The organism is Ruegeria sp. BE10, assembly GCF_056538905.1.
In genome coordinates this window covers 65,122-88,865 of sequence record NZ_JBQFTX010000003.1, presented here as the reverse complement: position 1 = coordinate 88,865, position 23,744 = coordinate 65,122, and the positions used below count along the sequence as shown (strand labels likewise).

Annotated in this window: 23 protein-coding genes and 1 riboswitch; of the genes, 19 read left to right on the top strand and 4 right to left on the bottom strand. The window is 57.9% G+C overall.

Translation table 11 applies throughout. The features are described from left to right. Position 1 precedes the first annotated feature (1 nt). Positions 2–892 carry a LysR family transcriptional regulator gene (locus ACR0M2_RS08530; RefSeq protein WP_480704615.1) on the bottom strand — a complete coding sequence of 297 codons (891 nt, stop codon included), beginning with the start codon at positions 890–892 and terminating at the stop codon, positions 2–4. A gap of 87 nt (positions 893–979) precedes the next feature. Between ACR0M2_RS08530 and ACR0M2_RS08525 the strand changes: the two genes are divergently transcribed. Then, positions 980–1,777, top strand: a complete 798-nt coding sequence (locus ACR0M2_RS08525; protein ID WP_480704613.1) for a phytanoyl-CoA dioxygenase family protein — start codon at positions 980–982, stop codon at positions 1,775–1,777. Positions 1,778–1,784: 7 nt separating this feature from the next. On the opposite strand, the gene ACR0M2_RS08520 is transcribed toward ACR0M2_RS08525, so the two are convergent. Continuing rightward, positions 1,785–2,648: a hypothetical protein gene (locus ACR0M2_RS08520; RefSeq protein ID WP_480704611.1), complete on the bottom strand. Its 864-nt coding sequence runs from the start codon at positions 2,646–2,648 to the stop codon at positions 1,785–1,787. Positions 2,649–2,768: 120 nt separating this feature from the next. Here ACR0M2_RS08520 and miaB point away from each other — a divergent pair, with 120 nt between their 5' ends. The 10 genes from miaB to ACR0M2_RS08470 all read left to right on the top strand — a co-directional run bounded on the left by miaB (position 2,769) and on the right by ACR0M2_RS08470 (position 13,298). Further along, entirely contained in the window at positions 2,769–4,088 is a 1,320-nt protein-coding gene (gene miaB / locus ACR0M2_RS08515) for a tRNA (N6-isopentenyl adenosine(37)-C2)-methylthiotransferase MiaB (protein WP_480704609.1), read from the top strand. A gap of 181 nt (positions 4,089–4,269) precedes the next feature. Then, positions 4,270–5,034 carry an outer membrane protein gene (locus tag ACR0M2_RS08510; RefSeq protein WP_170351772.1) on the top strand — a complete coding sequence of 255 codons (765 nt, stop codon included), beginning with the start codon at positions 4,270–4,272 and terminating at the stop codon, positions 5,032–5,034. Positions 5,035–5,178: 144 nt separating this feature from the next. After that, a complete protein-coding gene (locus ACR0M2_RS08505; protein WP_480704607.1) occupies positions 5,179–6,201 on the top strand; it encodes a PhoH family protein in 1,023 nt (340 codons plus the stop codon). 33 nt (positions 6,202–6,234) lie between these two features. Continuing rightward, positions 6,235–6,729, top strand: coding sequence for an rRNA maturation RNase YbeY (gene ybeY / locus ACR0M2_RS08500; RefSeq protein ID WP_170399138.1), 495 nt, complete (start codon positions 6,235–6,237; stop codon positions 6,727–6,729). Positions 6,730–6,764: 35 nt separating this feature from the next. Then, complete coding sequence (locus ACR0M2_RS08495; RefSeq protein WP_170399141.1) at positions 6,765–7,655, top strand: hemolysin family protein; 891 nt, start codon at positions 6,765–6,767, stop codon at positions 7,653–7,655. Continuing rightward, positions 7,652–9,148 (top strand): apolipoprotein N-acyltransferase, encoded by a 1,497-nt coding sequence (gene lnt, locus ACR0M2_RS08490; RefSeq protein WP_170414136.1) that lies wholly within the window; start codon positions 7,652–7,654, stop codon positions 9,146–9,148. Before ACR0M2_RS08495 ends, lnt begins: the two co-directional genes overlap by 4 nt. Positions 9,149–9,190: 42 nt before the next feature. Continuing rightward, positions 9,191–9,239, top strand: a riboswitch (SAM-SAH riboswitch). A 5-nt stretch (positions 9,240–9,244) separates the two neighbouring features. Then, on the top strand, positions 9,245–10,426 hold the full coding sequence (metK, locus tag ACR0M2_RS08485; protein ID WP_170414138.1) for a methionine adenosyltransferase: 1,182 nt from the start codon (positions 9,245–9,247) through the stop codon (positions 10,424–10,426). A gap of 132 nt (positions 10,427–10,558) precedes the next feature. Continuing rightward, positions 10,559–11,269, top strand: a complete 711-nt coding sequence (gene trmB / locus ACR0M2_RS08480) for a tRNA (guanine(46)-N(7))-methyltransferase TrmB (RefSeq protein WP_170378967.1) — start codon at positions 10,559–10,561, stop codon at positions 11,267–11,269. A gap of 68 nt (positions 11,270–11,337) precedes the next feature. Continuing rightward, positions 11,338–12,684, top strand: a complete 1,347-nt coding sequence (gene aroA, locus ACR0M2_RS08475) for a 3-phosphoshikimate 1-carboxyvinyltransferase (RefSeq protein ID WP_170553685.1) — start codon at positions 11,338–11,340, stop codon at positions 12,682–12,684. After that, positions 12,681–13,298: a (d)CMP kinase gene (locus tag ACR0M2_RS08470; RefSeq protein WP_170351764.1), complete on the top strand. Its 618-nt coding sequence runs from the start codon at positions 12,681–12,683 to the stop codon at positions 13,296–13,298. Before aroA ends, ACR0M2_RS08470 begins: the two co-directional genes overlap by 4 nt. 18 nt (positions 13,299–13,316) lie before the next feature. Here ACR0M2_RS08470 and ACR0M2_RS08465 read toward each other — a convergent pair whose 3' ends face one another. Beyond that, positions 13,317–13,796, bottom strand: coding sequence for a YHS domain-containing (seleno)protein (locus ACR0M2_RS08465; RefSeq protein WP_170351763.1), 480 nt, complete (start codon positions 13,794–13,796; stop codon positions 13,317–13,319). Positions 13,797–14,014: 218 nt separating this feature from the next. Between ACR0M2_RS08465 and ACR0M2_RS08460 the strand changes: the two genes are divergently transcribed. Next, complete coding sequence (locus ACR0M2_RS08460) at positions 14,015–14,539, top strand: hypothetical protein (RefSeq protein ID WP_170378974.1); 525 nt, start codon at positions 14,015–14,017, stop codon at positions 14,537–14,539. Positions 14,540–14,759: 220 nt separating this feature from the next. Then, positions 14,760–16,445: a tryptophan halogenase family protein gene (locus ACR0M2_RS08455; protein WP_170414147.1), complete on the top strand. Its 1,686-nt coding sequence runs from the start codon at positions 14,760–14,762 to the stop codon at positions 16,443–16,445. A 186-nt stretch (positions 16,446–16,631) separates the two neighbouring features. Here ACR0M2_RS08455 and ACR0M2_RS08450 read toward each other — a convergent pair whose 3' ends face one another. Then, a complete protein-coding gene (locus tag ACR0M2_RS08450; protein ID WP_254437470.1) occupies positions 16,632–18,095 on the bottom strand; it encodes a sulfatase family protein in 1,464 nt (487 codons plus the stop codon). A gap of 308 nt (positions 18,096–18,403) precedes the next feature. On the opposite strand from ACR0M2_RS08450, the gene rpsA reads away from it, so the two are divergent. From rpsA to trpB, 6 genes are all read left to right on the top strand, one after another. Continuing rightward, positions 18,404–20,080, top strand: coding sequence for a 30S ribosomal protein S1 (gene rpsA / locus ACR0M2_RS08445; protein ID WP_010438032.1), 1,677 nt, complete (start codon positions 18,404–18,406; stop codon positions 20,078–20,080). Positions 20,081–20,351: 271 nt separating this feature from the next. Further along, the gene (gene ihfB, locus ACR0M2_RS08440) at positions 20,352–20,636 is read left to right on the top strand and encodes an integration host factor subunit beta (protein ID WP_037310872.1); all 285 of its coding nucleotides are present in this window, start codon (positions 20,352–20,354) and stop codon (positions 20,634–20,636) included. A gap of 3 nt (positions 20,637–20,639) precedes the next feature. Continuing rightward, the gene (locus ACR0M2_RS08435) at positions 20,640–20,993 is read left to right on the top strand and encodes a lipopolysaccharide assembly protein LapA domain-containing protein (RefSeq protein ID WP_170362442.1); all 354 of its coding nucleotides are present in this window, start codon (positions 20,640–20,642) and stop codon (positions 20,991–20,993) included. A 9-nt stretch (positions 20,994–21,002) separates the two neighbouring features. Continuing rightward, the gene (locus tag ACR0M2_RS08430; protein WP_170553691.1) at positions 21,003–21,644 is read left to right on the top strand and encodes a phosphoribosylanthranilate isomerase; all 642 of its coding nucleotides are present in this window, start codon (positions 21,003–21,005) and stop codon (positions 21,642–21,644) included. 47 nt (positions 21,645–21,691) lie between these two features. Continuing rightward, on the top strand, positions 21,692–22,027 hold the full coding sequence (locus ACR0M2_RS08425) for a hypothetical protein (RefSeq protein ID WP_170414149.1): 336 nt from the start codon (positions 21,692–21,694) through the stop codon (positions 22,025–22,027). A 67-nt stretch (positions 22,028–22,094) separates the two neighbouring features. Further along, complete coding sequence (trpB, locus tag ACR0M2_RS08420; protein ID WP_480704604.1) at positions 22,095–23,342, top strand: tryptophan synthase subunit beta; 1,248 nt, start codon at positions 22,095–22,097, stop codon at positions 23,340–23,342. The last annotated feature ends 402 nt before the right edge of the window (positions 23,343–23,744 follow it).

Genomic DNA, 23,744 nt, shown 5'->3' with positions numbered 1-23,744 from the left:
CTTACGGTTTTAGATCAGATAGGGCCTGCTCGGCGGTCGCAATCTGCGTGTCCGAGGGGCCAGTGCCATGTCGTGCCAGCACCACGGGTTCTGCCGTAAATGGGTCCGAAACGGGCAGGCTTAGCAAGGGCATCCCATCATAACTGGTATGGCCGGGGGGATTGGCATAGCTGATCGCAACCCCTTCGCCATGTGCCGCAAGGCTGCGCTGAATTTCCAACGAGGCCGCGCGATGTGCGACCGTTGGGTTTTCCCCGATCTGGCGAAACAGCCCCAATACATGCTGTGCCGACAACCCTTCCTCTGACAGGATCAGCGGGTGGGCCGCTAGGTCCTGAAGGGAAACGTCGCTGTGTGCGGCCAAGGGATGATCCGGCGCCAGCAGAGCATGCGGCATGCTTGTGAACAGCGTCTGCTGGGTAAAACCTGCATCCATGCTGAGCCCATAGGTCAGGGCAATGTCAATCCGCCCGTCAATCAGGCCCGAGATCAGCCCTTCGAAACTGTCCACCCTGTAGGTGATTGCAACGTCCGGCATCTGCACACGCAACTGGCGCAAGGCGCGTGAAAGCAGGAAGGGCGCCAGATCAACAAAACACCCCAGCCGCAACCGGGTCTTACCCACGTCTCTATCAGTGGCATTTTCCAACCGGGCGGCACTGGCCAGCAGCGCCTCGGCCTCATCAATGAAACTGCGGCCCTGTGGTGTCAGCGCCATGGCTGCTCCGCGCCTGCGGGCGAACAGGGGATAACCCAGCTGTTCCTCGACCCGCGTCAATGCGTTGGACAGCGCAGGTTGCGAGACATTCAAGTGCAGTGCGGTGGCGGACAGGCTGCCATGCCGCCCGATGGCGCAGACATATTCATATTGGCGCAGGGAAATATATAACATGAAGTTAAGTCTACCTTTGAAAGATATTACTTGAACAGAGGACTTTGTCATGTGCAGATCACACAACCCTATGGCACGGAGACTGACATGACGCACCCTCTGGTCACGCAAGAGATGATCGACACTTTCCAGCAGGACGGCGTGGTCCTGATCAAGGGGCTTTATACCGGTCACGTCGAAGCGCTGCGCGAAGGCGTTGCCGCGAATATGGCAGAACCCGGCCCGTACGCGTCAGAAAACAAGAAACAGGGCGAGACCGGTCTGTTCTTTGACGATTACTGCAACTGGTCGCGGATTGATCAGTTCCGGGATGTAATCGAAAACTCTCCGGTGGCCGAGGTTGCAGCGGATCTGATGCAGTCCCAAACCGTGCAGATGTTTCACGATCACGTTCTGGTCAAAGAGCCCGGTACCTCAATGGCGACACCGTGGCATCAGGATGGTCCATATTACTTTGTCGAGGGGCAGCAGACCATCAGCTTCTGGTCGCCGCTCGACCCGGTTAAAAAAGCGACGCTGCGCTGCGTGGCGGGGTCACACCGTTGGGAGAAAGAGGTGTTGCCGACCCGCTGGGTATCGGAAGAAGGGTTCTTCCCCGACGAAGGCCAGTACATCCCCGTTCCGGACCCGGATGCCGAGGACATGAAGGTCGTGGAATTCGAAATGGAGCCGGGTGATGCAGTGGCGTTCAACTATCGCACGCTGCACGGCGCGCGCGGTAACCAATCAGACAGCCGCCGTCGGGCGTTTTCGCTGCGTTTGGTCGGGGATGATGCACGGTATGTGGAGCGTCCAGGCCGGACTTCACCGCCGTACCCTGGCCATGGCATGACGCCCGGTCAACGCCTGCGCGAGGACTGGTTCCCGGTGCTGCTACGACGCTAGAACGGGCTCAAAACCACTGGCCCGATTCGATCAGTCCGAGATCGAGCAATTGGCCGGATTTCCACTGAAATGGCACCGAGTTGTGCCAACAGAAACTTGGAATGTCGAAGGTGGACCCCGCGTTGGTCTTCAACGCTTTGGCGGCGCGGAACGAACACACGGCTGCCGTCATATTGTGATGCCAAGGGCAGGAATAGGTGTTGTATTCCGGCTCGTTAAAGGTGTGGTCGGGCCACAATTCCAGCCCCTTGCGCGATTTGAACAGAGCAATCCGGTCGATGCGGCGGCGTTCATAAGGGATGTGATCTTCGAACCGCCAGCGCAGGCCGCCGGACATGTCGAGCTGCCTCTCGATCGGGTGGCCTTCGGCGTCATGGCGGGTGTGGGCGTAATACCCTGTGCTGTCCAGCATGGCGTGATCCGGGGCGACGCCGTTTGGAAACGTGTTCAGGTCATCAGCATAAAGGTCGACGACATGGCTGAGCATCGCGTCGCGGCGTTCCTCGGCGTGGAAGGCCAGCAATTCGCCCACCGTGCGGGTCTCGCAAAACGGAAAGAACAGGTACTCGGCGTTATAGCAATAATACATCCAGATACCCGGCGCGGCCTGAATGATCCTGTTGATTGTGTCGAATGCAACTGTGCTGGGTACGCAGGTCAGGGTGACCCTGTGGATGCGGTCAGACAATTCAGAACCCAGTGCGAAATCCTGCGGCATGAAGGCAATCACGGACTTAAAGCCCAGATGCAGATGGTGCCGGAGCGTGCTGTCGACCTCGACATTGTCTTCAACAAAGATCAGCGCGACAGGGCCCTTGGCCAGGGCGGATTTGCCTGAGGTGAGGAAATCGTCGAGAGAGTCGTATTGCATTGCCTGTCCGGTTCCACTTTGCTGGAATCTGCTGTCAAAATCGGGTATCCGCCCCGGCATTGCAAGCGGCGTTCGTAGGGTATAGATGACGCCGATCCCGTCAGCGCAAAGGCCATACCCATGTCGGAACCCAAAAAGCTGTATATCAAAACCTACGGTTGCCAGATGAACGTCTACGACAGCGAACGCATGTCCGAGACGCTGGGTGGGCAGGGCTATGTGGAAACGCAAAGCCCCGATGATGCCGACATGATCTTGCTGAACACCTGCCATATCAGGGAAAAGGCCGCCGAAAAGGTCTATTCTGAACTTGGCAGGTTCAAGGGCCTAAAGGCGGAAAAGCCTGACCTCAAGATCGGCGTGGCGGGGTGTGTGGCACAGGCCGAAGGCGAAGAGATCATGCGCCGTCAGCCGCTGGTTGATCTGGTCGTAGGGCCGCAAAGCTATCATCGCCTGCCCGAGATGGAGGCGAAGACGCGCACCGGTGCCAAGGCGCTGGACACGGATTTCCCCGAAGAGGACAAGTTCGAAAAGCTCAAAAACCGTCCCAAGGCCAAGCGTGGCCCGACGGCGTTTCTGACCGTGCAGGAAGGCTGTGACAAGTTCTGTGCCTTCTGCGTGGTGCCATATACCCGCGGTGCCGAAGTCAGCCGACCCGCAGATCGTATTATCCGCGAGGCGCAAGACCTGGTTGAACGCGGCGTGCGTGAGATCACTCTGTTGGGTCAGAACGTCAACGCCTATCACGGGGCTGGTGCAAACGGAGACATGACACTGGCAGGGCTGATTTGGGAGTTGAACAAGGTTGATGGGTTGGAGCGCATCCGCTTTACCACCTCGCACCCCAATGACATGGCCAACGACCTGATCGAGGCGCACGGAACCTGCGAGAAGCTGATGCCGTATCTGCATCTGCCGGTGCAGTCAGGCTCGGACCGAATCCTCAAACGCATGAACCGCAGCCACACCGCCGAAAGCTATCTGCGCCTGATCGAACGTATCCGCGCTGCGCGGCCCGATATCGTGATGTCTGGGGACTTCATCGTTGGCTTCCCTGAAGAGACCGAAGAGGATTTCCAGGCCACCATGGATTTGGTGGAAGAGGTCAAATACGGCTATGCCTATTCCTTCAAATACTCGACACGTCCGGGAACGCCTGCAGCCGAGCGGCCTCAGGTTGATCCTGATGCGGCGGATGACCGTCTTCAGCGCCTGCAGGCCCTGATCACGCGGCATCAGCGGGAAATTCAGGACGCAATGGTAGGGCGCAAGGTCAAGGTTCTGTTTGAAAAATCTGGACGGCTGCCAGGCCAGATGGTCGGGAAATCCGAGTATTTACATTCAGTTCACGTGTCTGACGCCGATGTCGCGGTCGGAGAATTGCGAGGTGTTCAAATCACCGCCTCAGGGGCAAATTCGCTGGCCGGTGAGCTGATCTGATGCCCCCCCAAAGTGCTGTTTGAAAGCCATAGTGGGTAATTGTTCCATAAATTAACCCTTGATTTATCGCCGGTAACTATGTTCGGACAAAAGCCGGACGTATTTGGGAAAAGGGTTTCTGTTTCCTAAAATTCAGGTCGGTGCTGACCCTGTTTTCGGGCCAGGACGATGGAGGGTACGAGTGAAATTCCTAACACGTTTCTTTGGGCCAAACGGCCGGTTTGTTTTTCCGGCGGTGCTGGTGCTGTCACTTTTTTCCAGCGCAACGGTGGCGGGTAACCTTGAACAGGGGGTGACGGATCCCCCGGTTGTCAGTCCCAAGCGTTTGGGCAGCGACGTTAGCGCGTTCTATCTGGGCCTGAGCGGGGCCTATGCATCTGGTGGCACGGACCGATTCGGACTGCGTACCCAGACGGATCTTTTCGAAATCGGAGAGCTGGACCTGAGTGGCGGCTACGGTGGTATCCGTGGCGGTTGGCGTGGTGTTCTACCGGCAATCGGCGGCCGGGATTATGTTTATGGGTTCGAACTCGGCTATGACTTCGGAAAGATCGACGATGAGGTGTCGATGGATATTGGCACTGTAGCTGTTACTGGCGGATCTGAGGTTTCGGACATTATTTCCCTACGTTTTCGCAACGGTTTGACCAACAAGAGCGGCACCGTTCTGTATTTTGTCTCGGTCGGGTACGTGCAGGGTGACATCACAACGTCAAGCAGCCTGTCCACGGGCGGCACGGTTCAATCCTTTGAAGACAGTGACTCTCGCAATGGGTTTTCAGCCAGTATCGGTGCAGAACACAGTCTGAACGACAACTGGTCGATCACGGGTGAGTTTGAATACGTGCAATTCGACTCGCGCGAGGTTGAATTTGACAACGGGTTCTCAACAAAATCCACCCCTCGCTACCGTGGTTTGCGTTTTGGATTGAATTACACCTTCTGAAGCTGTCCGCGATTGGGGTGGTGCTCGGCTGCGTCTGATTTCGGCGGTTTTACCATCTGTTTGGGAAAAATTGAAACTGTGGCTTGCGCCCACCGAGAAATGTTGTCTACGCTCAGGGTATAAACGCCAAGACAGGAGAACGGATTGGCCATCGGTGCCCTTACCCCACCGCAAGATGACATGCCCCAAAGTGAGGCGTTTGTTGAATTCCCTGACAATCGGTTGTTGATTGATTTGTGCGGCGAGTATGACCGCAACCTGACCGAAATCGAAACGAAGCTGTCTGTCCAGATCGTGCGCCGTGGCAATCAGTTGGTTGTCATGGGTGACGAAGACGCTCAGAAGCAGGCTATAGAGGTGCTGCAGGCCCTTTACACCCGTCTGGAAGGTGGGCGCGATGTTGAGGCCGCCGATTTGGATCGCGAATTGCGGATGGGCGGATCGGAACAGGAAACCGGCAGCCGCGACGGTGATCAGCTTGAGATGTTCAAGGGCGGCACGGTTGAGATCAAGACCCGCAAAAAGCTGGTCGAGCCGCGCACAGACGCGCAAAAGGCCTATGTTCAGTCGCTGTTCCAAAATGAACTTGCGTTTGGGATCGGTCCCGCAGGCACGGGTAAGACCTACCTGGCTGTTGCCGCTGGCGTGTCGATGTTTATCGGTGGGCATGTGGATCGGATTATCCTCAGCCGCCCCGCGGTCGAGGCCGGTGAAAAGCTGGGCTATCTGCCCGGTGACATGAAGGACAAGGTCGATCCGTACATGCAGCCGTTGTATGACGCGCTGAATGACTTTTTGCCCGGCAAACAACTGGCCAAGCTGATCGAGGAAAAACGAATCGAAATTGCTCCTCTGGCCTTCATGCGCGGGCGAACCCTGGCCAATGCGTTTGTGGTGTTGGATGAAGCGCAGAATGCTACGACCATGCAGATGAAAATGTTCCTGACCCGTCTGGGTGAGGGCAGCCGCATGGTGATCACCGGCGACCGATCGCAAGTCGACTTGCCGCGCGGGGTTCAGTCGGGGCTGCAAGACGCGGAGCGATTGCTGAAAACGATCCCGAATATCAGCTTTAACTACTTCACCTCGAAAGATGTGGTCCGCCACCCGCTTGTCGCCGCCATTATCGAAGCGTATGAGGCCGACTCGGGCCGTGAGACGGGGTAATCGTCCGCAGCCGCAGGCTTTGGACGTGGTGACATGAACCTTGAACTGACAATTGAAGACGCACGTTGGCAGGGGCTGGAACCCTTGGCCACGCGTGCCATTCAGGCGGTGTTGGACTATTGCAGTCTGGACTCTGACCTGTGTGAAGTCAGCCTTTTGGCCTGTGATGATGCGCGCATCGCCGAACTGAATGCGGAGTTTCGGGAAAAGCCCACACCGACCAATGTGCTCAGCTGGCCCGCCGAGGATTTGGCAGCCGAGGAATCGGGGCAGAGCCCGACGCCGCCTGAGCCGGACTTCACCGGTGAAATCCCGTTGGGGGACATTGCGATTGCCTACGACACCTGCGCGCGCGAGGCGGATGAGGCAGGGAAATCAATGAATGATCACGTCATGCACCTGATCATTCACGGGACCTTGCATCTGCTGGGCTATGATCACATTCGTGACACCGACGCCACTTTGATGGAAACGGTTGAGGTCGCTATACTTGGCAAAATGGGTATCGATGACCCATATAATGTGTAGACGGGCCATCAAGGCCGATTATTTGGAATAGGATTATGGGCGAGACAGACGGCAGTTCTATGGCGGCGCAGGGCGCGCAATCCAGGAACAGCGGTGAAGATAGTAAAGAGAAAGCCGGTTTCTTTTCTCGAATTGTGGATGCGTTTTCGCCGCAGGGCGAGGATGAGGAAAGCCAGGTGACCAACGGTCACGAGGTCGACAAGGCACAGCCGCGCGGCATGATCAACCTGCGGCGGATGCGGGTTGAGGACGTGGCCATCCCAACGGCCGAGATCATCTCGGTCCCTTCAACAATCACCAAGGATGAGCTGGCGCAGGTGTTCCGCGAAAGCGGTCTGTCGCGGATTCCGGTGTATGAGGGCACGCTGGACACGCCTTTAGGGTTCGTCCACCTAAAGGACTTTGCCCTAACCCACGGATTCAACGGTGGGTCCAGTGAATTCGATCTGGTCAAGATGCTGCGGACGTTGCTGTTCGTTCCGCCTTCGATGCCGATTGGGGTTCTGCTGACCAAGATGCAGACGGAACGTCGCCATATGGCGTTGGTGATCGACGAATATGGTGGTGTCGACGGGCTGCTGACGATTGAGGATCTGATCGAACAGGTCGTGGGTGAAATCGCGGATGAACATGACGCGGATGAAGATCAGCTTTGGGTTCAGGACAAGCCGGGTTGTTACATCGTTCAGGCCCGCGTCCCGTTGGAAGAGTTCGAGGCCGAGATCGGGCGCTCGCTGACCAGTCACGAGGACGTGGATGAGGAAGAGATCGACACTCTGGGCGGTCTGGTCTTCATGCTGTCGGGCCGGGTGCCCGCGCGGGGTGAGGTTGTCTTGCATCCTGAAGGCCCTGAATTCGAGGTGATCGACGCGGATCCACGCCGGATCAAGCGTCTGCGCGTCATGTTGCCGGATCTCGTTGTATGAACCCTGCACAGGGTTGGTCCATTTGGCTGAAATGTGCTTTGGCGGCGCTGCTGGGTGCGCTGGCGGCGTTTGGCCTTGCCCCGTTTGGTGTGTGGGCGGCAACGCTGGTTGCTCTGGTGCTGCTGGCGCCGTTGTTTCTGTCAACCGAGACTCGGGGCAGGGCCGCCTGGCTGGGCTGGGCTTTTGCCACCGGGTATTTCGCACATGGTCTCAGCTGGATTGTCGAGCCGTTCTTGGTGGACGCGGAACGTCACGCCTGGATGGCACCCTTTGCCCTGATCTTCATGGCCGGAGGGTTGGCATTGTTCTGGGCGCTGGCCTTCTGGGTCGCGCGGCGGCCTGCGGGTGGCGCAATCACACAAGCTGTTTTTCTGGTTGTGACCGTGTCGCTGGCGGAAATGGCCCGCGGCTATGTGCTGACAGGATTTCCATGGGCGGGGCTGGCGCAGGTTTGGGTCGGCTCTCCGGTGGCCCAGCTGTTGTCATTGGTCGGACCCTATGGTTTGGGCGCATTGACCCTGTTGGCGACTTTGCCCTTGGGGGCGGCACTGGCGCAACGTGGTGGATTTGCATTACCGCTTGGACTGACAGTAGGCGCGGCCTGTTTGGCGCTGGGCTATGCCTCCGCGCGCCCGGCGGTTACGGAAACCGATCATGTCGTGCGCCTGATCCAACCGAACGCGCCGCAACATCAAAAATGGGACCCCGAATACGCGCCTTTGTTCTTTGCACGCCAGATAGAGTTTACTGCGGCGCAGCCTCGGCCCGATCTGATTGTCTGGCCCGAAACCTCGGTACCTGCCTGGCTGAGCAGCGCGCAGCCCTATCTGGATGCCATTGCCGATGCGGCGCAGGGCACGCCGGTTTTTTTGGGCATTCAGCGTGGTGACGGACCGCGTATCTATAACTCGATGATCTATCTGGATGAGAAGGGCCAGCAGCAGGGTCTGTACGACAAGCACCACCTGGCCCCGTTTGGGGAATATGTACCGTTCGGCGAGGTGATGGCAAAATTTGGTATCTATGGCATGGCGGCGACCAACGGCAATGGGTTCAGCGCTGGGCCCGGGGCAGCTTTGATGGATGCGGGCAAGCTGGGCAAGGCGCTGCCGTTGATCTGTTATGAGGCTGTGTTCACGCAGGATGTTTTGTCCGCGCCGGGGCGCGCGGATTTTCTGTTGCAGATCACCAACGATGCGTGGTTCGGCACACGGTCTGGACCCTATCAGCATCTGGCCCAGGCTCAGATGCGCGCGATTGAGCAAGGCCTGCCGATGATGCGGTCAGCCAATACCGGCGTGTCGGCGATGATTGACCCTTTGGGGCGCATCACGCAGGCGCTTCCCTTGGGTCAGGCTGGATATTTCGATGCAAAACTGCCTGCTCCGTTTGTCTCAACGGTGTATTCTAGGAATGGGGATGTTCCGGTCTTTGTCCTACTGGCGGCTCTCTTCGCGCTGTTTTGGCGCAACGCCCAGCGCGCGCATGCATAATTACCGATTGACCCTGTGTTTGTGTGGGCGTATCCCCTCGCATGCTCGTCACAACGGCTTCCTGGCGTGATGGGGAAATCTTAATGGAGCACTTTCATGTCCCGACAGAACTACACTTTTACTTCGGAATCCGTATCCGAAGGGCATCCGGATAAGGTTTGTGACCGAATCTCGGATGCTGTACTTGACGCATTTCTGAACGAAGAACCCGAAGCCCGCGTGGCGTGCGAAACCTTTGCGACCACCGACCGTGTCGTCATTGGCGGCGAAGTAGGTCTGTCTGATCAGGAAAAATTGCACGACTATATGGGCCGCATCGACGAGATCGCGCGCGCCTGTATCAAGGATATCGGTTACGAGCAGGACAAATTTCACCATGAAACCGTCGAGGTGACGAACCTGCTGCATGAACAATCCGCCCATATCGCACAGGGTGTGGATGCCTCGGACAACAAGGACGAGGGCGCCGGTGACCAAGGCATCATGTTCGGCTATGCCACCACCGAGACCCCCGCGTTGATGCCCGCGCCGATCCAGTATTCCCATGCGATCCTGCGGCGCTTGGCGGAGGTGCGCAAGAACGGGTCTGAGCCCGCGCTGGGCCCGGATGCAAAATCGCAGCTGTCCGTGATCTATCGGGATGGCAAGCCGGTCGGCGTCAGCTCGATCGTGCTGTCGACTCAGCATCTGGATGAGGCGCTGAGCTCGGACGACATCCGCGCCATTGTCGAACCTTATATCACTGAAACCCTGCCCGACGGCTGGCTGAACGCTGATACCGAATGGCACGTAAACCCCACCGGCAAGTTTGTGATTGGCGGACCTGATGGTGACGCCGGTCTGACCGGGCGCAAGATCATCGTGGACACCTATGGCGGTGCCGCACCGCATGGGGGCGGCGCGTTTTCGGGCAAAGACCCGACCAAGGTGGATCGCTCGGCGGCCTACGCTGCGCGCTATCTGGCCAAGAACGTGGTTGCTGCGGGCATGGCAGAGCGCTGCACCATTCAGCTGAGCTATGCGATTGGTGTGTCCAAGCCGCTGTCGATCTACGCGGATACGCATGGAACGGGTCAGGTGGAGAATGCGGATATCGAGAAAGCCGTTGATAAGGTGATGGATCTGACACCGCGCGGTATTCGTGAGCATCTGCAACTGAACAAGCCGATCTACCAGCGTACGGCGGCCTATGGCCACTTTGGTCGTCAGCCTGATGCGGATGGCGGTTTCAGCTGGGAGCGTACGGATCTGACCGACGCTCTGAAGTCGGCAGTCTGACCGTTCCACAATGAAACAGTGCGCCCTTGCGGGCGCGCTCTATTGTAGGAAATGCAAATTGGGGCGGCGTGTCGGCAGAACTGACGCGACCGCCCCTTGCTTTGACCCCGCCTGCGCAGTATGGGCACCGCCATGAGCACCCAGACACCCCAACGCCCCCGCAGAAACTTCTATGGCCGCTTTAAGGGCAAGGCCCTGAAGCAGAGTCAAAAGACGTATCTGAACGAAGACCTCGATGCTTTGTCGCCTGGTGCAGTGGACTGGGACGCGAATCCTGAACGTCATCCGCTGGACCTAAAGGCACTGTTCGGCGGTAAAGATGTCTGGCTTGAGGTCGGCTTTGGCGGTGGTGAGCACCTGGTCCATCAGGCCGCCAGCAACCCCGATATCGGTATCATTGGGGCCGAGCCGTATATCAACGGCGTCGCCATGTTGCTGGGCAAGATCCGCAAGGCCGGGGTCGAAAACCTGGCCGTTCATCCCGGCGATGCGCGGGATTTGTTCGATGTGCTGCCCGAGGCCAGCATTTCACGGGCGTTTCTTTTGTATCCTGACCCATGGCCCAAAACGCGTCATCACCGTCGGCGTTTTGTGACGCAGGAACATCTGGAGCCACTTGCCCGCACGCTAAAGCCCGGTTCGATTTTTCGCGTTGCCACCGACATTCCCGACTACGTCCGCCAGACGTTGGAGGAGGTTCCACGTGCCGGGTTTGAATGGCTGGCCGAACGCCCCGCTGATTGGCGCGAGCCCTGGGATGACTGGATTTCCACCCGCTATGAACAAAAGGCTTTGCGTGAAGGCCGGACGCCACATTACCTGACCTTCCGGCGCAAAGACTGATTGCCGCTGGACCAACCGGCCCCAATTCGCTAATCCGCCTTAAACTGATAGCGAAAACAGGAGCCCCTATGTCCGGACACGGCACGCCCATCCCGATGACCTCGCATCCCTGCGGCCCGTTGACCGGCACGGCAGAGGTGCCTGGCGACAAGTCGATCTCGCACCGGTCGCTGATCCTCGGCGCAATGGCAGTGGGTGAGACCAGAATCTCGGGCCTGCTGGAAGGTGAGGATGTTCTGGACACCGCCAAGGCCATGCGTGCCTTCGGGGCTGAGGTCACGGATCACGGTGACGGTGAATGGAGTGTGCATGGCGTGGGCGTTGGTGGATTTGCCGAGCCTGATCAGGTGATTGACTGCGGCAACTCGGGTACCGGTGTGCGGCTGATCATGGGCGCGATGGCGACCTGCCCGATTTCCGCGACCTTCACGGGTGATGCAAGCCTGAACAAGCGACCGATGGCCCGCGTCACCGATCCACTGGCACTGTTCGGAACGCAATCGGTTGGGCGCTCGGGCGGGCGGCTGCCGATGACCATCGTGGGTGCGGCAGAGCCTGTACCGGTGCGGTATGAGGTGCCGGTGCCGTCGGCGCAGGTGAAATCCGCGGTGCTGCTGGCCGGTCTGAACGCGCCGGGCAAGACCGTTGTGATTGAGAAAGAGGCCACCCGTGACCACTCGGAACGGATGCTGGCCGGTTTCGGGGCCGAAATCAACGTCGAGGATACGGATGAAGGCCGGGTGATCACGCTGACCGGCCGCCCTGAGTTGAAACCGCAGGTCATCGCTGTGCCGCGCGACCCGTCCAGCGCGGCCTTTCCGGTATGTGCGGCACTAATCACGCCGGGCTCTGACGTGTTGGTGCCGGGCATCGGCCTGAACCCGACCCGCGCGGGGCTGTTCACCACATTGCGCGAAATGGGCGCGGATCTGACGTACGAAAATGAGCGGGAAGAGGGCGGCGAACCCGTCGCTGATCTGCGCGCGAAATACTCTCCGAATATGGAAGGGATCAATGTGCCGCCCGAACGCGCGGCCTCGATGATCGACGAATATCCTGTGTTGTCTGTGGTTGCGGCCAATGCCAACGGCACCACGATGATGGGCGGCGTGAAAGAGCTGCGCGTCAAGGAAAGCGACCGGATTGACGCCATGGCGCGCGGGTTGCGGGCCAATGGTGTGACCGTGGACGAGGGCGAAGAATGGTGGTCGGTCGAAGGGTTGGGCATCGGTAACGTCCCCGGTGGCGGCACCTGCGAAAGCTATCTTGATCACCGCATTGCCATGTCGTTCATGGTCATGGGGATGGGTGCGAAGTCTCCGGTTTCCGTGGATGACGGTGGGCCAATCGCGACCTCGTTCCCGATTTTCGAGCCGCTGATGGCCGCCCTGGGTGCCAAGGTCGAACGCACATGAGTTTCACAGTCGCCATCGACGGCCCTGCGGCGGCGGGCAAGGGGACGATCTCGAAAGGGGTGGCGGCGCTGTTCGGTTTTGCGCATCTGGATACGGGGCTGCTGTATCGCGCGGTCGGGCGCCGAACGCTGGACGGGACTGACCCCATCGAGGCGGCGCAGGCGTTGACTGCGGAAGAACTGAAACAAGGCGATTTGCGTACGGCCGAGATTGCGCAGGCGGCCTCGAAAGCGGCAGTGATCCCCGAGGTGCGCGCGGCGTTGGTGGATTTCCAGCGCGCCTTTGCCCGTCGGGCAGGGGGGGCTGTGCTGGATGGGCGCGATATCGGAACGGTGATTTGCCCCGAGGCCGAAGTGAAACTGTTTGTTACCGCCAGTGCCGAAGTGCGGGCAGAGCGCCGCTTTTTGGAACTGCGTGCAAAGGGCGCTGATGTGACCCGAGAGTTTGTGCTTGCAGATGTGCGCGAACGCGACGTGCGGGATGCCGAACGCAGTGCTGCGCCGATGAAGCCTGCCGCAGATGCAGTGCTGTTGGATACGTCTGATCTGAGTATCGAAGCTGCTTTGGCCCAGGCCGTAGCTCTTGTCGAAAGCAAACGCCCCGCAACGTCCTAACGCCGCGGGGAGAGGTAATTACAGCTCGCCTACGGCGACGGACTTGATCTGCGCCCACTGATCATCAGCGGTTTTTGCTGTGGCAGGCACGTCTTTCAGAAACGCAGCCCGGGTTTCAGCGTTCAGGAACAGATACAGCTTGCCGTCTGTGACCAGATACTGGTCCGGGTCGCCATCAAATTTCTTGCCGACAGACACGCCGAAGGAACAGAACCCGCCGTGCTGTGGCAGATAGGCGGTGGGGTTGGCCTCGAACGCCTCGAGATTGGCGGCGCTGGTGAAGTAGTACGATGCCCCGTCGTAGGTCGAGGAATGGGTGGCAAACCCTTCGACCGGGTTACCTTCGTTGACCAGGGCCACCAGATCGACGCCATGTGCTGCCAAGGGCGCGCCCGCGGCCGAGATGCCGTTCGAGACATTGATCTCATCCGCTGCAAAGGCCGGTGCGGCGATCAGGGGCAAGGTGGCGATCAGGGTTGTCAGAACCAGAGATTTCATTGTGTTTTCCTTTCCTGTTCAGGTTCGGGTCGGCGGGGGAGCCAACCGCTGAAACAAAGTTAGGGGCAGTGTTTTGAACGGGCTATCGCAGTAAGATCGGCAAACCTTGCAGATCGTTCAAACTTGTGGCGGCGCACGACATACTCTTCACTAAGCTTTGTTTGGTCAGGGTGCAGGCAGGTACCTATTGTAAAGGAGTAGCCTGCAGGAGAGTTGCCATGATCCGACTAGCCCTAGTGTTGATTTTTCTGGCCGGAGGTCTGGCGGCCCAAGATGCGCCTGAGACCGAGCCACCGATGGACTATGAACGTCTGGGCAAGATCCTCTTTGCGCTTGATCCCGAGGCACAGCCGCAGGGGCCGGGCTTTGCTTTGACGCTGTCGGATGTGCCTGTTCTGGTCGTCACGGATATCAGCACTGATCGCATGCGTGCGATGGTGGCGGTTCGCAGTGCTGATGAGCTGTCAAAAGAGGAATTGCACCGAATGATGCAGGCCAATTTCGACACGGCTTTGGATGCGCGCTATGCGATTGCCAACGGAATCGTTTGGGCAACATTCATTCATCCGCTTTCGTCTTTGAAGAAGGACCAACTGATCTCTGGCTTGGCGCAGACAGTGAATATCGCTGCAACTTACGGCACGTCCTACACCGGAGGGGCGATTCAATTTGGTGGCGGTGACAGCAACGAATTGCAGCGACAATTGATCGAAGATCTTCTGAAGAAAGGTGAGGAGATTTGACGAGCGTTCAGGATTCGAGCCTGTGATGATACCTGCCCACCCCTCAGGTCTCAATCCTGTAGGATAGGTCTGAGTTTCCCAGTGTTATAGGCCCTAGCTGGACGCAATAAAGCTGTTATAGTCTTCGATACGCCATAAGGGAAAGCTGCGATCTAAGTCCAAAACACAAAAAATGGGCACGTAGCTATAATATCCCTTGAGCCAACAGGGACAAAAAAACATGAATAATCGTTTGCGCAAGATCACCATCGTCGGTGGCGGCACAGCAGGGTGGATGACCGCGCTGATACTGGAAATGGTGCTTTCACGCACGTCAGCGGAAAAGGATCGCCCTCGCATATGTCTGATCGAGAGCCCCAATATCGCGACAGTGGGTGTGGGCGAGGCGACAGTGCCGCGCATGCCGGTCACGCTCCGTCAGGCGGGTATTTCCGAGCGGGACTTTTTTCGCGAAACCAACGCGTCGTTCAAACTGGGTGTGAAGTTTTGCAACTGGAACAAGGACCGCAAAGGCAATCGCATCGATTATGTGAACCCCTTTGCGCATGGCCAATTGTTGGAAGGGTTGGAAACAGCCGAGTATTTCTTGCGCTTTGGCAATGGGGATCGGGATTTTACGCGGTCCATCTCACCACATGATGATCTGGCTCGTCTGTGCAAAGGCGCACGGCAATTGGGACAGCCTGAATACGAACAGCGGTTTGGCTATGCGTATCATCTGGATGCTGTGAAATTTGCAGGCATGCTCACCAAAGTCTGCACCAAGCGCGGTGTGGAGCATATTCAAGATGAGGTGAAATCGGTCGAACTGGATGAACAGGGCAATGTCAGCCATCTGATGTTGGAACGCCAGGGCCGCCATGACATCGAGATGGTCATAGACTGCACAGGGTTCCGCGGCTTGATCATCAACCAAGCGCTTGGCGAACCGTTTATGGATTACTCGGACTATTTGCCAAATGATCGTGCCATGGCGTTGCAGATCGAGCATCCCAACCCAAAGAAGATTGAAAGCGTCACGCGCTCGACCGCTCTTGGCGCAGGTTGGACCTGGCGGGTGCCTCTCTATAACCGTGTGGGAACGGGTTATGTGTTCTCATCCGCGCATCGCACGGATGATCAGGCGGCGGATGAATACCTCAAATGGCTGGGTGACAGCGGCAAGGGCGCGACGCCGCGCGTGATCCCCATGCGCATTGGGCGTGTGCGCAATGCCTGGGTTAAGAACTGTTTGGCGATCGGCCTGTCCGGCGGGTTTATTGAACCGCTAGAGAGTACGGCGATACATATGGTCGATCATGCGGTGCGGTGGTTTGCGGAACACTTGCCCACGCGAGACATCGAGCCATCCTTGCGGACGCGGTATAACCGGCAGATGAACAAGCTTTATGATGAGGTTCTGGAGTTCATCTGTCTTCACTATCGATTGGGTAACCGCACTGACGATCAGTATTGGATCGATGCGCGGACAGAGATGAAAATACCTGACCGGTTAGCCGAAAACCTGGAGCTATGGCAGCATCGTCTGCCAATGGAACATGACATCGAATTTGCGACGTTGTTCAACTTTCGCGTTTACCAAACGGTTCTATTGGGTAAACAGGTTTATGATACCGGTTACGGGACCGGCATCCGTGATCGTCTGCGGCCACTAAAGCGACAGATTTGGTTCCAGGGTATGAAGACTGCGAAAGCGCATCTTGCGCAGATCCTCACAAAAATGCCGGATCACAAAATGCTGTTGCATGATATCCGAGGGGAGTTGCAGCGACCAGCATTCGGCAAGACAATGGCGACGAAGCCGACAGTTGCGATGCCGGGCGCGGCGCCATCATCCGTACCGATCCAAAACATGCCGAACTTTGCCGAAATCCAAAGCGGCGCGAAGGATTTGCAACTGTTCTAGACCTTCTTTGCGTTCGCTACTGAGGGCGCTTGAGGTGAAACTGAGGGTGGAGTGTTATATCTCTACCCTCAGAATGGCTCTTTGACGCTCTAGGCGCGCGATTGCGGCGACACGGATCAGTTCGGGCGCAGTGACCTTCAATGTGAGCTGATACGAGCTTCTCAAAAAAATGTGAGGAATTCTGAACTAGAGCGCGGATCCTTCGCGCTGCTTTTCTTGCTCGGACGGGGTTGGAGTGTGGTTGAAGACGAATGCCGTTCGACAGGCTTCTTCTCCGCCCAGCTCGGCAATCTTCTTACGCTGATCCTCAAAGGCACGCGCGTTGACCTCTTCGGGATCACATATTTCGCGCAGACGGCGTTCGCCTTCGACCAACGCCGCTTGAACTTCGGGGTCGTTAACTCTGTCCGTGGCGCGATTGGTCTGTTCATTCGGGTCCGATGCAAGATCAAATAGTTGGGGGTCATGCCCAACGTAATAGACATATTTCCACTTGTCCCAGCGCACCATAAAGCTGCCGGTTTTTGACCCCCCGTCATGATATTCACTGAACCCGGTTCGGTTGGGATCATCCGGTGCCGTGGCCAGATCGATAAGCGAAACGCCCGGTTGATCGGCATTGCCTGCATCATCAGGAACACCGCAGACGTCCCGCGCGGTTGCTGCAATGTCTGTCAGGTTTGTACAGGTTGAGACTTGCTTGCCGTTGGGAATACCGGGCCCGGCGAGGATCATCGGAACCCCTGCGCTGGCCTCATACATCACCTGTTTGGTCCAGAACCCCTGATCGCCCATCATGTCGCCATGGTCTGAAACATAGACAATGACCGTATTTTCGGCCTGACCACTTTGGGCCAGAGCTGTCAGGATGCGCCCCACGCAATCGTCCATGAAGGATGTTAGCCCGTAGTATGCGGCCTTGGCTTCGTGCATCTTTTGTTCATCAAAATAGTCATCATAGTTGAAGAACGACGCAATGTTTTGCAGCTCTGCGTGATCAGGGAGGCCTTGGCCATAGCCCACCGGCAGGTCCATATCCGCGGGATCATAAAGGTCGTACCATTCCTCGGGACAAGTCAGCGGATAATGCGGGCTGACCAGGGACACAAAGGCGGCCCATGGTGCATCGTGACGTTTCGGATCGGTCAGCCATGCCTCAGATGCGGCGGTGATATCTAGATCATAGTCGGTATAGGTGCTGGACCCGGTGCCGACATCACCCGCCAGTTCGGCGGCTGAATCATACGCGGGCGGGTTCTCGCGCAGCAGGCCCACGGCCCAACCGATTCCTCCAACGACATGCATAGGGAGTATTTCCTTCGAGAACCCGTTGTCATCCTCGGCCGAGCGAAAATGCAGCTTGCCGATCGAGACGACCTCGCGCCCTGCGTCTCGCAGTTGACGCATCCAACTGCGCGGATGCCCGGCATAGGGTGTCGCGCTGTCCCAGTGACCAGTGGTGTGTACCCAGTCTCCGGTAGACAACGCAGCGCGGGTGGGGACGCACATCGGCGACGGCGTATAGGCCGAGGTGAACATCGTACCCCGCGCCGCCAAGGCATCCAAATTGGGGGTTTTGACGATCGGGTGGCCAGCGCATCCCATCGCGTCCTTACGGTGTTCGTCTGAAATTATGACCAGAAAATTCAAATCGTCTGCTCCTTGATCGCTGGATTGAACCTAGCACCGTTTCGCCGACGGAGGACTTCAACTTGCGACAACTGGGTCGCTTTCCGGCTTTGACTTGCAGTGCTTCAGCAGACTCGCTATAGAGCACGCGTCTGAACAAGGGCGGTCAACGTCCGGATGACGTATCTGAGCAGGGCCGGGTTACCTCGGCCCTTTGTGTTTGTGTAGTCAGATGCGCCCCGGATCACGCCCGAAGGCATCATGAAACAAGACCGGCGGAAACAACCGCTCGGCCAGTAAAAACGTTATGTAAAGGAAAACAACGCCACATGGCTAACGCATCCATGGAGGAATTCGAAGCCCTCCTGAACGAAAGCTTCGAAATGGACACACCCGAAGAGGGTTCTGTTGTCAAAGGCAAGGTTCTGGCGATCGAAGCCGGCCAAGCCATCATCGACGTAGGCTACAAAATGGAAGGCCGCGTTGATCTGAAAGAATTCGCAAATCCCGGCGAAGCCCCTGAAATCGCTGTAGGCGACGAGGTCGAAGTTTACCTGCGCGCCGCAGAAAACGCCCGTGGCGAAGCTGTCATCTCGCGCGAGATGGCCCGCCGTGAAGAGGCATGGGACCGTCTGGAAAAAGCATATGCCGACGACCAGCGCGTCGAAGGTGCAATCTTTGGTCGCGTCAAAGGTGGCTTCACCGTCGATCTGGGTGGTGCAGTTGCGTTCCTGCCCGGCTCGCAGGTTGACGTTCGCCCCGTGCGCGACGCTGGCCCGCTGATGGGTCTGAAACAGCCGTTCCAGATTCTGAAAATGGACCGCCGCCGTGGCAACATCGTTGTTTCGCGCCGCGCAATCCTGGAAGAATCGCGTGCCGAGCAGCGTGCCGAAGTCATCGGCAACCTGTCCGAAGGTCAGACCGTCGAGGGTGTCGTCAAGAACATCACCGAATACGGTGCATTTGTTGACCTGGGCGGCGTTGACGGCCTGCTGCACGTCACCGACATGGCATGGCGCCGTGTGAACCACCCGTCCGAGATCCTGACGATCGGCGAAACCATCAAGGTTCAGGTCATCAAGATCAACAAAGAGACCCACCGCATCAGCCTGGGCATGAAGCAGCTGCAGGAAGATCCGTGGGATCTGGTTGCTGCGAAATACCCGCTGGGCTCGGTCCATCAGGGTCGCGTCACCAACATCACCGACTACGGCGCGTTCGTCGAGCTGGAAGCTGGTGTCGAAGGTCTGGTGCACGTGTCCGAGATGTCCTGGACCAAGAAAAACGTCCACCCCGGCAAGATCGTTTCGACCAGCCAGGAAGTCGACGTCATGGTTCTGGAAATCGACGGCGCCAAGCGTCGCGTGTCTCTGGGCCTGAAGCAGACTCAGCGCAACCCATGGGAAGTGTTTGCAGAAACACACCCCGAGGGCACCGAGGTCGAAGGCGAAGTCAAGAACATCACCGAATTCGGTCTGTTCATTGGCCTCGAAGGCGACATCGACGGCATGGTTCACCTGTCGGACCTGTCTTGGGACGAGCGTGGCGAGGATGCGATCCAAAACTACCGCAAAGGCGACATGGTTTCGGCCGTTGTCTCGGAAGTTGACGTGGAAAAAGAGCGTATCTCGCTGTCGATCAAAGCCCTGGGCGGTGACAAGTTTGCCGAAGCCGTGGGCGGCGTGAAGCGTGGCTCGATCGTGACCGTCGAAGTGACCGCAATCGAAGATGGCGGCATCGAGGTGGAATACGAAGGCATGAAGTCCTTCATCCGCCGTTCGGACCTGAGCCGTGACCGTGCCGAACAGCGCCCCGAGCGTTTCTCGGTTGGTGACAAGGTCGACGTCCGCGTCACCAACGTCGACAGCAAGACCCGCCGTCTGGGCCTGTCGATCAAAGCACGCGAGATCGCCGAAGAGAAAGAGGCCGTGGAACAGTACGGTTCCTCCGACTCGGGCGCATCGCTGGGCGATATCCTGGGTGCAGCGCTGAAATCGGGCGACTAAGCCCGGGCCTCAGACTTAGCCGAATTTACGGCCCCGCGTATCCGCGCGGGGCCGTTTTTGTTGCGAATCAATATGTTCCAAAATTTGGGCTTATTCCAGCTGTCGTTCACGCTTTTGCGGTGAATTTCACGCTCGCAAGCAAAAAAACGCGTGACTTGGCGCGAAAATGAAGGCTTTGCACACAGAGTTTACGTTCCCCCGATCACGGTTTTTTCCTATACTGTCCAAATAAATAGAGATGGCTAACCGGTCGCCTGGGAGGGTAACGCTTATGATCCGTTCAGAACTGATTCAGAAAATCGCCGACGAAAACCCGCATCTGTATCAACGCGACGTCGAGCGGATCGTGAATACCGTGTTCGAGGAAGTGACGGATGCCATGGCACGCGGTGACCGCGTAGAGCTACGTGGCTTTGGTGCCTTTTCGGTAAAACAGCGCGACGCGCGCGTTGGCCGCAATCCGCGCACCGGGGAAACTGTTCAGGTCGAAGAAAAATGTGTTCCATTTTTCAAAACTGGCAAGTTGCTTAGGGACCGATTGAACGGTAAAGCCTAGGGCATGATACGCTACCTTCGATATGCTTTTCTGGCGATCCTCGGGATCGTTCTCATCTCCGTCTCGCTGGCCAATCGCGAAACGGTTGAACTGACCCTGATGCCCGAAGCTTTTGCCGAGCTTTTGGGCTTTAACCTCAGCACGTCCCTGCCGCTGTTTGTCGTGGTGCTGGGCGGTGTGGTTGCGGGCCTGATCATCGGCTTCCTGTGGGAATGGCTGCGCGAGCATAAGCATCGCCGCGATGCGTCCACAAAGAAAAGCGAAGTGCGCAAGCTTGAGCGTGAAGTCAAGAAGCTCAAGAAAAAGCAGAACGAAGGGCAAGACGAAGTTCTGGCGCTTTTGGACGAGGCCAGCTGAGGCCCTTTTATGTCTGATGTATCCGTCAAAATCTGCGGTCTGACCGCCCCTGATCACGTGCGCGCAGCGGTGGATGCTGGCGCACGCTATATCGGGTTTGTCTTCTTTCCCAAATCGCCCCGCCATCTTGAGGTCCTGGCCGCCGCAGAACTGGCCCATTTGGCGCCCGCCGGGGTTGCCAAGGTCGCGCTGACGGTGAATGCGACGGATGAGGAATTAGACCGGATCGTCGCCAATGTACCGCTGGACATGTTGCAACTGCACGGCAAGGAAAGCCCGGATCGGGTGGCCGAGGTTCGCGACCGATTTGGTTTGCCGGTGATGAAGGCTATCGGCGTGGCCGAAGCAGAAGACCTTGCTGCGATTGATCTCTATTCCGAAGTCGCCGACCAGCTGCTGATCGACGCAAAGCCGCCACGTAACGCGGAACTGCCGGGTGGCAATGGTCTGGCGTTTGACTGGCGTTTGTTGGCGGGACGCAAATACTGGCAACGTCCGTGGATGCTGGCCGGGGGGCTGACGCCCGAGAACGTCGCCGAGGCGATCCGCATGACCGGCGCGCGACAGGTGGATGTCTCGTCAGGAGTCGAAGGCGCACCCGGCGTCAAGGATTCGGCATTGGTCCGGGCTTTTATCGACGCGACCCGGTGATCTGATCGGCAAACACCTGCGTATCCCCGATAGGGGAGGACGTAATCATGCTGGCGGCGATCGGCGGAGTTTCATTGAAACGATGGTACTATGGGCCAGAGTTCTTCTGGCGCGCCCGTCAGGCATTGCTACAAGCGCGCGGTGACCCCTTGTGCCTGCATGCTGGCGTGTTTCCACACCAGGGGCTGTATTTCTCGCTAAGCGTCTGGCACGACCTCGAAGCCATGTTAACCTTTGCCCAGTCGGGTCCCCACCGCCAGGTCGTTCTAGCGGCCAATCGACTGGCAGATGTGAATCAGTTCTATCACTTTCCCTGTATTGCCGTGCCCAGCAACCAGCAGGCGTTACAGGTTTGGGCACAGCATGTTCAAGCGGCGGAATGATGCGTTTTGCCATGGCAAATCCTGTCGTCACCTCCTATGAACAACGGGTACGACGAGGGAGACACCCATGGCCAACGATCTTTTCAATTCCTTCATGTCCGGTCCCGACGAAAAGGGCCGTTTCGGTATATTCGGCGGGCGGTTCGTCAGCGAAACGCTGATGCCTCTGATCCTGTCGCTGGAAGAGGAATATGAAAAGGCCAAGGACGATCCCACCTTCTGGGCTGAGATGGACGACCTGTGGGCGAATTATGTGGGCCGCCCGTCACCGCTGTATTTCGCGGAACGCCTGACCGAGCATCTGGGCGGTGCGAAAATCTACCTGAAACGCGATGAGCTGAACCACACCGGCGCGCATAAGATCAACAACGTTCTGGGCCAGATCATTCTGGCGCGGCGCATGGGCAAGACCCGGATAATCGCGGAAACCGGGGCAGGGCAGCACGGCGTAGCCACCGCGACTGTCTGCGCCAAATTCGGCCTGAAATGTGTGGTCTACATGGGCGCGCATGACGTGCAGCGTCAGGCTCCGAATGTGTTCCGCATGCGCCTGCTTGGGGCTGAGGTGATTCCGGTGACCTCCGGCCGTGGCACACTGAAAGACGCGATGAACGACGCGCTGCGCGACTGGGTAACCAATGTCCGCGACACGTTCTATTGCATCGGCACCGTCGCTGGTCCGCACCCGTACCCGGCGATGGTCCGGGATTTCCAGTCGATCATTGGCAAGGAAGCCAAGGAACAAATGATGAAGGCCGAAGGTCGTCTGCCCGACACGATCATTGCCGCCATTGGTGGTGGATCGAACGCAATGGGCCTGTTTTACCCGTTCCTCGACGACAAAGACGTCAACATCATTGGCGTTGAGGCCGGCGGCAAAGGCGTGAACGAGAAGATGGAGCACTGCGCCTCGCTGACCGGCGGGCGTCCGGGCGTTTTGCACGGCAATCGCACCTATTTGCTGCAGGATGATGACGGGCAGATTCTGGAAGGCTATTCAATCTCGGCCGGTTTAGATTACCCCGGTATCGGACCCGAGCATTCGTGGCTGCACGACATTGGCCGGGCGAACTATGTCTCGATCACTGACACAGAGGCACTGGAAGCGTTCCAGCTGTGCTGCGCGACCGAGGGTATCATCCCGGCGTTGGAACCCTGCCACGCGTTGGCGCATGTCATGAAAATTGCACCCGACCTGCCAAGGGATCATCTAATCTGCATGAACATGTGCGGGCGGGGCGACAAGGACGTGCAGACAGTGGCCAGATATCTGAACTTTGACATGTCCGATACTGAGGGTCGTGAAATCGACTGATCCGGCGGCACCGGTTCCCGGTGCTATGTAAGCTGCAGGCGGCAACCCGAGGAATCGGTTGCCGCCTTGTTCTTGCGCCGGGGTTGATTTTCCCTTCAGCGTTCAGTTGCGGACTTTTCTGCGGACTGTTGCGATAATGTACGCAATCACGGTCGAAACATGGTGTTTCGAATTACATAGACAGCCCTCCCGCAAGGGCAGGTTCGCGCCGGTTCAGACGGTTTGACCTATAAAAACTTGGCGGTATCGCGCAGGCCCGCGCTTGCACGATCATGGCCGGTACTGCGGCGTTTTATCTGCACCCACTGGTTGAATCACGCACCCTTCTATACAGCGCTTTTGAATTTAATTAACGTTCCGTTAACCGGCTGTTCTCACCAGCCGGATCAGGGGAGTTTCCAT